Source organism: Filibacter tadaridae, from assembly GCF_900609045.1.
GTDB classification, from domain to species: Bacteria; Bacillota; Bacilli; order Bacillales_A; family Planococcaceae; genus Sporosarcina; species Sporosarcina tadaridae.
The window spans coordinates 1-7,950 of record NZ_UXAV01000065.1 but is presented as its reverse complement, the minus strand read 5'-3'; the positions used below and the strand labels follow the sequence as shown (position 1 = coordinate 7,950).

Below are 7,950 nucleotides of genomic sequence, written 5' to 3'. Positions count from 1 at the left end.
AGCGAGGGAAGCGGCTGAAGCCGTGCCCGCGGAAAGCGTCCGCTCGGAACGAAAATCAACGGGATTTGAAGAGAGTCGGACTTTTTCAGCGGCCTCGTGAACTTCTGTCTGGCTTATTGCGGGAGGCATCCCCAAGCGCCGAAGCGTGTTCAATGGAATCCCCTATTTTAACATATATAGAAAAACTTAAAAAAGTGCCATTCAAGGCGCTTTTTCTTTGATTACATAAACGGAAGGTGATTCAAATCGAAAAAGCTTTGGCCATATTGACGTCATATTTCGGATATTCAACTTTCCGAACCGGACAGGAAAAAGTAATTAGCGGCGTTCTACAAGGACAGGATACACTATGCGTCATGCCCACAGGCGGCGGGAAATCAGTCTGTTACCAAGTTCCCGCGCTTGTAATGGAAGGAACCGTACTTGTTATTTCACCGCTTATTTCATTGATGAAAGACCAAGTCGACGCACTCCACCAAGCGGGAATCCCCGCTGCATATATTAATAGCTCACTGTCAACCGAAGAATACTATGAAACAATGGAAAGAGCAGTAGGTGGCGAATACCAACTACTTTACGTGGCTCCAGAACGCCTTGACTCACAGGCTTTCAAAAATCAGCTGCGTAAGATGACAATTCCGATGCTTGCAATCGACGAGGCCCATTGTATTTCGCAATGGGGCCATGACTTCCGTCCGAGTTACCGGAACATTAGCAGCATCGTCTCCTTATTTGATGAAAAGCCGGTTGTATTGGCACTCACAGCCACTGCAACACCAGCCGTTCGGGAAGATATTTGCCTGCAGCTAGGGATAAGTGATGCGAATACAGTCATGACAGGCTTTGAGCGTGCAAATCTTACGTTCTCCGTTGTTAAAGGACAGAATCGTGAAAAATATATCAAAGACTTCGTCCATAAAAACGAAGGAGAAGCAGGCATTATTTACGCGGCAACACGCAAAGCGGTGGATAGTGTACATGAACTCCTTTTGAAAAACGGTGTGGAAGCAGTTAAATACCATGCAGGATTACCTGATATAGAGCGTCAATCAGAACAGGATCGATTCTTGAATGATGAAGCGACCGTCATGGTGGCAACCAATGCATTCGGTATGGGAATCGATAAGTCCAACATCCGTTACGTCATCCATTATCAAATGCCGAAGAACATGGAAAGTTATTACCAAGAAGCGGGACGTGCTGGCCGTGATGGACTGGATAGCGATTGTACGATTCTCTTTTCTTCACAAGATGTCCAAACACAACGCTTTCTCATTGACCAATCGCAAGACCAAAGCAGGATTCCGGCGGAACTTGAGAAGTTGCAGGGAATGATCGACTATTGCCATACCGAAGCTTGTCTCCAGAAATTCATCATCACGTATTTCGGGGAAACAGACGTTGCGGAATGCGGTCATTGCGCAAACTGCACTGATACACGTGAAAGTTCAGATGTTACGGAAGACGTTCAAAAAGTGTTATCGTGCGTAATCCGGATGGGGCAACGATTTGGCAAGGCGATGATTTCCCAAGTGTTAACAGGTTCACGCAATAAGAAAGTACTCGAATTCGGGTTTGATAAATTATCGACTTACGGACTTATGAAAAATCGCAATGCAAAAGATATATCCGATTTCATCGAATTCATCATTTCCGAAAATTGTCTAAGCGTAGAAAATGGGCAATTCCCAACTATCTATGTAAGTGAGCGTGGTAAAGATGTGTTGCTCGGCAAAGTACATGTCAATCGGAAAGTGTCTGTTGTTTCCAAGCAGATTACAAAAGAAGATCCATTGTTCGAACAGCTCCGTGCACTTCGCAGACAGCTGGCGCAAGAAGCGGGCGTACCGCCATTCGTCGTCTTTTCGGATAAAACATTACATGACATGGCGTCTAGGAAACCGACGACGGAAGAAGCATTCCTCGAAGTGAATGGTGTCGGAAATGCAAAGCTGGAAAGATACGGCGAAGCATTCATGGAAGAAATCCGTTCATTTCAAATGCACGAAGTGTGAAAGTTTAAAATTAAAAACGGGCAACGCCTATGTTAACCTGTTCAGTTAAGTGGTACAAAAAATGAAATAACACTACAAATAACACAACCTTAAGCAAGAATTTTGACCCGATTTAACTATTAAATAGCGCCGCTAAATACGGTGCTTTTTTTGTTCGATTGTATTCATAAAGTGCGAAAAACTAGAATCTGAATTAACGGAAAGGTTTCTACTTTTAAAGTCTCCCCTAGATATCTCTGATATAATTAATGGGTGAGAAATGGAAATTGATAGTACAAAAATCGGGCCAGATTGCAGGGCAATCATAAATTTCGGAGGGCGCTTAATGGGAAAAAATAAAAGGAGTACACCTGCCAAGTTGATTTTATTTTGTGTTTTCTTCACAATTAGCGTTATATTCCAAAGTCTAGTAGTTATTAGTTCGCCTTATATGTTTGTTAAGGTGTTAAATCTTATCACGGTAATCCTTGTGTCAGCAGTTATAGGAGCATTTATTAGGGAGATTTTTGTTTTAAAGGAAAGTGAAAAGTACCAATCCGAATAATTTTCATTATCGGGCCATTTTGCGGAATAAATAAGGGGGAAAATTATTATGCAATCTAATAATAATAGACGTCCGTGGCGTTTTGCTATCGGAGGCTGGGGAGCATTTGTTGTGGCGGCTATTTTGTTCCTAATATTTGATTATGATTTATACCTAATGCTTGGTCTTTTAACCGCAGCAATAATTTTAACGATTGGAAACGCTATTTATGTGCTTTACAAAAAGCGGAAATCAAGGGCAGGGGAGAAATAAAGCCTTTGTTTTCAGACATCAACAATACAGTATTTTAAGCAATCGGGCGCGATTGTGCGAGAAGCGATCTCGTCCGTTCTGCAATCGGGCCAAATTATTGAGTTTATACTTAAAGCTCAGATAGGTCAAAATCAGTAAAAATGAGGGATTAATATGGGCAATGTATTTTTAACTTCAAATGGCTTCTGCAGCGAATCGATTAAAAAAGTATTTTTAAGACACGTCAAAGAAAACTTATCTAACCCAAAAGCTGTTATTATAACGACTGCATCCCCTTATAAAGAAAACAATAAATATGCAATAAAAGCTAAAAGTGATCTCATTGAAATGGGAATAGACCAAGTTGATTTTCTCGACGTAGAATATGAAAATCCAACCAAGCTCCAACAGTACAATATTGTTTATATCAACGGTGGGAATCCATTTAATTTGTTACACCATATAAAAAAAAGTAAAGCTGAATCAATATTGAAAGATTTAGCAAAGCAATCAGTAATATTTGTAGGTGTAAGTGCCGGAGCAGTTGTATTGGGTCCTAGTATTGAAGTGGTTAATTATTTTACTCCCGCGATGAATAACACCAATATGGTTGACTTTACAGCGTTATCAATAACAGAAAAAGCTATTTTCCCTCATTACGATAGAGAAGATATATTTCAAGACAGCCTTGGTAAAACCATAGAGGAAAGATTGAATTTATTTGAGGAGGACAATAATTGTTCAATCATTAGGTTAACTGACGAAGAATACTTACTGATAGACGTATGATTTTTACAGGTACATCTTCAAGAATCGGGCGCTTTTCTTGTAGAGAGATCGGCGTCTACTTTTCATAAACGGGCCATTATGTTGAAGATTGCAAGTAAAAATTGATTAAACCTTATTCCGTAGCCACGGCTAAATATCTTATGAAGTATCTCTGTCCTATCAGGGATGCTTTTTATTTTTGTCAAAAAAGGATATTAGTAAAACAACATTAAAATATTGCAACGTAATAAAGGTTTATTGTAATTCAATAAAAACTGTGTTAGAATTATAAAAAGGAAAAATAAGTGAGGTGCTTTTTATGAAACAAGGAACAACTCTCTTTTTAAAGGTAGCTGTTTTTCTTATTGGAATTACGATACTTGTTTTGTGTGTATTTTTGCTGCCTTGGTTAGCAAATTATACCGCAAAAATGTATCCTGAATTTGCTTATTTGCAATATCCCATTTTAATTGGGCTATATATAACAGCAATCCCATTTTTCATTGCCCTGTATCAGGCTTTAAAACTTCTAAATTACATTGATAGAAAAAATGCCTTCTCGGATATGTCCGTAAATGCACTAAGAAAAATAAAATACTGTGCGATAACAATTAGTATCTTATATGTAATAGGCGCTATATTTTTATTGACACAAAATGTTTTACACCCTGGAATAGCAATTATTGCATTTACAATTATTTTTAGTTCCATTATTATTGCAGTCTTCGCTATGGTTCTTCAGAAATTGTTTAAAAGTGCTTTAGATATAAAGTCAGAAAATGATTTAACAGTCTGAGGTGAAAACAGTGGCAATTATAATCAATATTGATGTGATGATAGCAAAAAGAAAAATGAGTGTAACAGAACTATCCGAAAGAGTTGGAATCACTATGGCTAACATTTCTATTTTAAAAAATGGAAAAGCAAAAGCGATTCGATTATCAACTTTAGATGCTATTTGTAAGGCTTTGGATTGTCAGCCAGGGGATATTCTTGAATATCAAAGTGATAAAGATACGCGAGAATAAATAATCAAATAATTAATTTAATAAGGGGTTGAGAATTTATGAAGAAATCGTTACTTTTAACAATTTCATTTTCGATAGTTTTGTTTTTATCTGCTTGTACAAATAATACTGGTGCTTTAATAAAACCAAATGAGAATAGTATGGTTATTCACATGAAAAACAACGCTAATTTTGATTTTTATTCGATAGAAATCAGTACTGATGGTGAAATCACAGGCGGTATAAGTTATGCTGATGGCTCTGAAATTCGAAAAGGGGACACACTTAGTAAAGAATATATTGATCAAGAAGACTTTAACTTGGAAGGCAAAAAAACATTTAAATTTACATTGATAAATGAAATGGAACAAAAGATACCATTGAAAGAAATAACACTTGAATTAGCAACAAACAAGGAATACTCTTTTGAAATAATTGGTGATTCGATAAATGAAGCTGGTTTAAAAAGGATAAATTAACATTTCCTCAATCGGGCGCGATTATCGAACAAATAATACGCGATTTCTGTCGGATAAATATAGCAGGTAAAACCGAACAGCTCTGTGTGGCTGTGCGTTTTACCTGCTTTTTTTATTGGCTAAAACGTCGGATTTTTGTTTTTATCCAAAGGATTTATTTACTTATTTAAAAATCTTCTCTTTACAAAAATAATTAATCCAGATATTATTATGTCATACGATATATCGCGTGACGTAATAACTTTGAAAAGGAGGGCACGATGTGACGTATTCGGGTGGGCCGATGACGGAAGCGATGTACTATGTACTTCTTGCATTAGTGAATCCTAACCATGGTTATCAATTAATGCATTCAATTAGTGAAGTTTCTAACGAGAGAATAAAAATGGGGCCAGGAACACTATATGGAGTGCTTTCACGCATGGAAAAAGATGGCCTTATTTCTTTGGCAGAAGTGGATGGAAGAAGAAAAACGTATGAGATTACACAAGAAGGAAAAGTTGCGTTACGGACGGAGTACAATCGCCTAAAGTCCCAAATCGCAGACGGTAAAATGATAGAAGAAGGTGAGAATGAAAATGAGTAAGTCGGTTTATAAAGTTCGACCGAATGATTATTGGCGGATTGGAGAGCATGAAAACTGGTTTGAAGAAATGGCTGTGAAAGGTCTTTATTTAAAAAAGTTGGGCAAAATGTTCGCTACGTTCGAAAAAGGTGAACCGAAACAAATGAAATATAGAATTGACATTTCAATCGACCGGAAAATTCCAGATAATCAGTTGGAAATGTATGCCGAAAGTGGTTGGGAGTATGTGACGCGGGATAAATTTTTCTACGTTTTTTCTTCACCAGTAGAATTAAACGCACCTGAACTACATACAGATTCCGCAGAACAATCATTTACGATAAAAAAGCTCAATCAAAAATTAATGAGAAATGCCATTTTCACGGTTATGGCCACAATGCTTATAATTGGAATGCTGACCGCGATTTGGTTTTTGGATGGAACACCGATTTATGTCTTAATTGAAGGCTGGGCGATTCAACAAACCATTTTAGCAGCTTTCATCGGATATACAGCTTACACTTCGCTAAGAGCGACTGTCTCTATTCGTGCATTACGAAAGAATCTCATGGAAGGAAAGCCCATTAACCGTCATGCGACTTGGAATAAGCGCGATCGCTTGCGTTCGACTTTCGTTGTGGTTTTTACAATTGTTATCGGATTAAGTGCGGTGTTCCCCATCGTTCAACTCGTAAAAATGAAGACTGAAACATTGCCTGAAGAAAATGGTAACTTGCCCATTGTCAGATTGGCAGATATCGAGCGGAATCCAGATTTAATTCGGGAGGAGGCTGAATATATGAATGATGGCGTCGACTGGGCGAATCGGTATTCCACTAATTGGGGACCGTTTGCGCCTGTGCAATATGATACAGATGAAATCGGAATCGTTTCAGGAAAAGAATGGAGCGATGGCAGTGGACAATATTCACCAAGCGTTCATACAAAAGTATATCAGTTAACGATACCAGCGATGGCAGACCGTCTCATTACTGACTTGGTGAAGTGGCATTGGTTTGATGAAAATAAAGAGGATTACGTAGAAATGAACCATCCGAATCTTGACCGATTAATTGTTTATGAAGATGCGGAGATGAAGAAAGTTTTTGCTGCTAAAGGAAAAGGAGTCATCTTTGTCCGTTATCATGGAAATGCAAATGTGCAATCGATTGTAGATGAAATTGAAAGGAAAATAATGCTCATTTCCGGTAGCAAAAATCTTTCCGAAAAAGAGAGCAACTAAAGTTATATACTATTGATACGGTCCATAATTAAACAAACGGGCACAATTGTCGAGGACTTTAATAAGATTAAAAAAAGGTAAACATACGACATCTATATATCTGCAATCATAAAAGAGAGAATTAAATATGAAATTTAAAGAGCCAAAGAATAAGACTTGTACAAAATGTAGTAGAAATTTACCAGACACTGTCTAATACTTTGGAATACAAGCTACAGGGTAGAACTGGAAACGGGATTGGTGTCTAGAATGCAGAACTGAGTGGGTATAAAGTAAGGAAGGTAATAATAAATAACCTGCCATAAAGTGATGATCTTTAATTTAATCTTCAGCAATCGGGAGCAGTTGCGGAAGAAGCACTGTGCCTCAAACGGGCCATTTTGTTGGATAAAAATTCAAAATTATTAGTGTTTGGGGGGATATGGATGTCCGAAATCTCATTAGTTTCACATAATAAAATTTATGCAAAATCAATGTCATCACTTTCGTCAGCACCTCAAGTAAAAAATGCATTGGGACTTACCGATGACCAAACTTCACTTGAAGGAACTATCGGTTTTATCGAGTTTATTCAGGAACAAGAAAAACTGGGAAAGCAATATTCAAGGGTCATTCTTGATAAAACTGAAAATTTAATTGGGGTCATAACACTAAAGGACATAGATAATATCAATAAAACTAGTCATATCGGTACTTGGATAGGGCATCAATATTGGGGGCAAGGATATAATCTATTGGCAAAAAAGGAAATTTTATATAAGGCATTTACAGAATTGAATTTGGATTATGTATTTGCTGGAGCTAAAATTTCTAATATACGATCTATAAAATCCCAAGAGAAACTCCCTTTTATGAGGGTTAAAGTCCAAAATGAGTTTCCAGATGAACATAAGAAATTAGAATCAGAAGTTAATTCCCCTTGTATTTTAAACGTAGTGGAAAAAGAAATGTTTTTAGAATGGTATCCACAAACAGAATAGAAAAGCTAATTCAACTAACGGGCGCCGTTCGACAAGTTCTGTTATAAGTGCTAACACATGAAATACAGGGGATTCTGAAAAATGAATCCTAACTTTACAACGGAGGATGGGAATGATG

10 protein-coding genes are annotated in these 7,950 nt (G+C 37.4%); all 10 read left to right on the top strand.

What is annotated here, in order from left to right:
- Positions 1-236 precede the first annotated feature (236 nt).
- The 10 genes from recQ (at position 237) to FILTAD_RS15475 (ending at position 7,832) form a co-directional block, all read left to right on the top strand.
- Entirely contained in the window at positions 237-2,015 is a 1,779-nt protein-coding gene (gene recQ / locus FILTAD_RS15520) for a DNA helicase RecQ (RefSeq protein ID WP_238988271.1), read from the top strand.
- Positions 2,016-2,340: 325 nt separating this feature from the next.
- On the top strand, positions 2,341-2,559 hold the full coding sequence (locus FILTAD_RS15515) for a hypothetical protein (protein WP_124071873.1): 219 nt from the start codon (positions 2,341-2,343) through the stop codon (positions 2,557-2,559).
- 48 nt (positions 2,560-2,607) lie between these two features.
- Positions 2,608-2,811 carry a hypothetical protein gene (locus FILTAD_RS15510; protein ID WP_124071872.1) on the top strand — a complete coding sequence of 68 codons (204 nt, stop codon included), beginning with the start codon at positions 2,608-2,610 and terminating at the stop codon, positions 2,809-2,811.
- 153 nt (positions 2,812-2,964) lie between these two features.
- Positions 2,965-3,579, top strand: coding sequence for a Type 1 glutamine amidotransferase-like domain-containing protein (locus FILTAD_RS15505; RefSeq protein ID WP_124071871.1), 615 nt, complete (start codon positions 2,965-2,967; stop codon positions 3,577-3,579).
- Between the two features lie 298 nt (positions 3,580-3,877).
- The gene (locus tag FILTAD_RS15500) at positions 3,878-4,354 is read left to right on the top strand and encodes a DUF2975 domain-containing protein (protein WP_124071870.1); all 477 of its coding nucleotides are present in this window, start codon (positions 3,878-3,880) and stop codon (positions 4,352-4,354) included.
- A gap of 10 nt (positions 4,355-4,364) precedes the next feature.
- Positions 4,365-4,586 (top strand): helix-turn-helix domain-containing protein, encoded by a 222-nt coding sequence (locus FILTAD_RS15495; protein ID WP_124071869.1) that lies wholly within the window; start codon positions 4,365-4,367, stop codon positions 4,584-4,586.
- A 38-nt stretch (positions 4,587-4,624) separates the two neighbouring features.
- Positions 4,625-5,044 (top strand): hypothetical protein, encoded by a 420-nt coding sequence (locus tag FILTAD_RS15490; RefSeq protein WP_124071868.1) that lies wholly within the window; start codon positions 4,625-4,627, stop codon positions 5,042-5,044.
- A 262-nt stretch (positions 5,045-5,306) separates the two neighbouring features.
- The gene (locus FILTAD_RS15485; protein WP_124071867.1) at positions 5,307-5,630 is read left to right on the top strand and encodes a PadR family transcriptional regulator; all 324 of its coding nucleotides are present in this window, start codon (positions 5,307-5,309) and stop codon (positions 5,628-5,630) included.
- The gene (locus FILTAD_RS15480) at positions 5,623-6,852 is read left to right on the top strand and encodes a DUF2812 domain-containing protein (RefSeq protein WP_124071866.1); all 1,230 of its coding nucleotides are present in this window, start codon (positions 5,623-5,625) and stop codon (positions 6,850-6,852) included. The genes FILTAD_RS15485 and FILTAD_RS15480 overlap by 8 nt, the downstream gene beginning before the upstream one ends.
- A 425-nt stretch (positions 6,853-7,277) precedes the next feature.
- A complete protein-coding gene (locus FILTAD_RS15475) occupies positions 7,278-7,832 on the top strand; it encodes a GNAT family N-acetyltransferase (protein WP_124071874.1) in 555 nt (184 codons plus the stop codon).
- The last annotated feature ends 118 nt before the right edge of the window (positions 7,833-7,950 follow it).

Bases quoted from the DNA above. Each gene is read 5' to 3' on its own strand.
- FILTAD_RS15515 (WP_124071873.1), top strand. From the start codon at position 2,341: ATGGGAAAAAATAAAAGGAGTACACCTGCCAAGTTGATTTTATTTTGT.
- FILTAD_RS15510 (WP_124071872.1), top strand. From the start codon at position 2,608: ATGCAATCTAATAATAATAGACGTCCGTGGCGTTTTGCTATCGGAGGC.
- FILTAD_RS15505 (WP_124071871.1), top strand. From the start codon at position 2,965: ATGGGCAATGTATTTTTAACTTCAAATGGCTTCTGCAGCGAATCGATT.
- FILTAD_RS15500 (WP_124071870.1), top strand. From the start codon at position 3,878: ATGAAACAAGGAACAACTCTCTTTTTAAAGGTAGCTGTTTTTCTTATT.
- FILTAD_RS15490 (WP_124071868.1), top strand. From the start codon at position 4,625: ATGAAGAAATCGTTACTTTTAACAATTTCATTTTCGATAGTTTTGTTT.
- FILTAD_RS15480 (WP_124071866.1), top strand. From the start codon at position 5,623: ATGAGTAAGTCGGTTTATAAAGTTCGACCGAATGATTATTGGCGGATT.
- FILTAD_RS15475 (WP_124071874.1), top strand. From the start codon at position 7,278: ATGTCCGAAATCTCATTAGTTTCACATAATAAAATTTATGCAAAATCA.